Annotated in this window: 1 protein-coding gene; it reads right to left on the bottom strand. The window is 67.6% G+C overall.

Features of this window, described 5'->3' with window-relative positions; genetic code table 11:
- Positions 1 to 259: 259 nt before the first annotated feature.
- Positions 260 to 2,028, bottom strand: a 1,769-nt coding sequence (locus QLH51_RS19790) for a response regulator (protein WP_283514676.1), incomplete at its 5' end; no start/stop codon positions are given.

Below are 2,028 nucleotides of genomic sequence, written 5' to 3'. Positions count from 1 at the left end.
CGATATCCGGTCCCGCAGATCGCCTGAATACGCTCGACCCATGATCCACCTCCACATCCAGGTGAATCACACTTTCCCGTCAAGCGGAATCACCCATGATTCCTGCTTCACGCTCAATGCTCTAGGTGTTTGATCCATCGGTATGCAAACGTCACCCCGGCGAGGGCTGGGGCTTCATCGGCTCCTGCTGCGCGCTACCACCGGGACATCCCGGCCTTCGCCGGGATGACGCCCGTTTCAAACAGGGATGGATCAAACTCTAGCTGCCGAGGATCTGGGCGAGGGCGGTGTGGAGCTGCTCGGCGGTGAACGGCTTGGTCAGCACCGGCACGCCGACCGGGGTATCGCCGATCTCGGCGAACCCCGTAATCAGCAGCACCGGCGTCTCCGGGCAGCATGCGCGCACCCGCGCCGCCACGTCGATCCCCGACAGGTCGGGCATGGCATAGTCGGTCAGCACCATGTCGAACCGCTCGCCGGCTTCCAGCCGTGCGACGGCACGGGTGGCCGAGCCTTCCACGACGACGGAGTGGCCATCCGCTTCCAGTTGTGCGGCGACGACCGCGCGGACCTCGGCATCGTCCTCGACCAGCAGCAGCCGCCGCGGACGGGTCGGGCCGTCGTGGCGCGGGACAGCGATGGCGGAACGTGCCTCTGCGCGGGGCAGCCACAAATGGATGCTGGTGCCCTGTCCAACCGCGCTCTCGATCGTCACGTCGCCACCCGCGGCGCGCGCCATCGCGCGCACCATCGGCAGGCCCAGGCCGGTACCGGCGCCCTGCGCCTTGGTGGTGAAGAACGGCTCGAACACCCGCTCGCGCATCGCGCTGTCGATGCCGGTACCGGTATCGCTGACCGAAATCCGCACGAACGGCCCGGACAGGCCGGGTAGTTCGTCTGCGATCTCGTCGAAGTTCGCGGTGCCGATCCGCACCGTGCCGCCCCCGTCCATCGCATCGCGCGCATTGATCGCCAGGTTGAGTATCGCCAGCTCAAACTGCCCCACATCCGTCCGCACCACCCATGCCGGGTCGGCGAAGTCGTAGGTGACGCGGATGCGACCGGCGGCGGTGCGGACGATCAGCTCCTCGATCGAGCGGATGGCTTCGTCGGGGCGGAAGACTTCGGCGGCAAGGTCGCGCTGGCGGCTGAAGCTCAGCAATCGCCGGGTGATCGCGCTGCCCCGCCCCGCCGCCTCGCTTGCCGCCCCCAGATACCGCTGCAGCCGGTCGCGATCGTCGATCCGACGCTCGGCGAGTTCGAGGTTGCCGATGATTGCTGCTAGCAGGTTGTTGAAATCGTGAGCGATTCCGCCCGACAAGGTGCCGAGCGCCTCCAGCTTTTCCGACTGGTGCAGCCGCCGTTCGGCCAGTCGTCGCCCGGTATCGTCGCGCTCGATCTTCAGCAGATAGCGGTCACCGACGTTCTGGAACGGGATGCGGCGGACATGGGTCCAGCGGTCGCCGGCCGGAAGCGGTTCGTGGCGATCCTCCTCGTCCACCGCGTCCTGCGCGATCGCGTTAAGGTCGCGCGGGTCGATCGCGCCCCTGTGTTCACCGCGGACGGTTCGTCCCTTGCCGTCGACGATCGCCACCACGTCGCCCGATTGTTCGGCCAGCGCGCGAAACGCGGCGCGCTCGAACGCCAGCGCCTGCCGGAGCGCGAAGCGGTCGGCAGCGGTCGCGATCATGGCCTGCAAAGATTCAGCGTCCCATGGCTTGTTGGCATACCCCCCGATCGCACCGTCGTTGAGCGCCGCGACGACCGCCGACAGGTCGGCGTAGCCGGTCAGCAGGATCGCCTCCGCATCGGTCATGCCACGTGCCCGGGTCAGGAACTGGCTGCCGGTCAGCTCGGGCATCCGCTGGTCGGACACGATCACCGCAATATCGGGATGCTGCCGCACGATCTCCAGCGCTTCGACCGGGGACGCGGTCGACAGGATGCGATACCGGTCCTCGAGCAGATCGGTCAGCGCCACGAGGATCTCCGGCTCGTCATCGACCAGTAGCAGCAGGGGGTGGGGGG

The organism is Sphingomonas sp. 2R-10 (assembly GCF_030062225.1).
Classification (GTDB): Bacteria; Pseudomonadota; Alphaproteobacteria; order Sphingomonadales; family Sphingomonadaceae; genus Sphingomonas.
The sequence above is the reverse complement of the archived record's forward strand: the minus strand, read 5'-3'. Positions and strand labels throughout refer to the sequence as shown.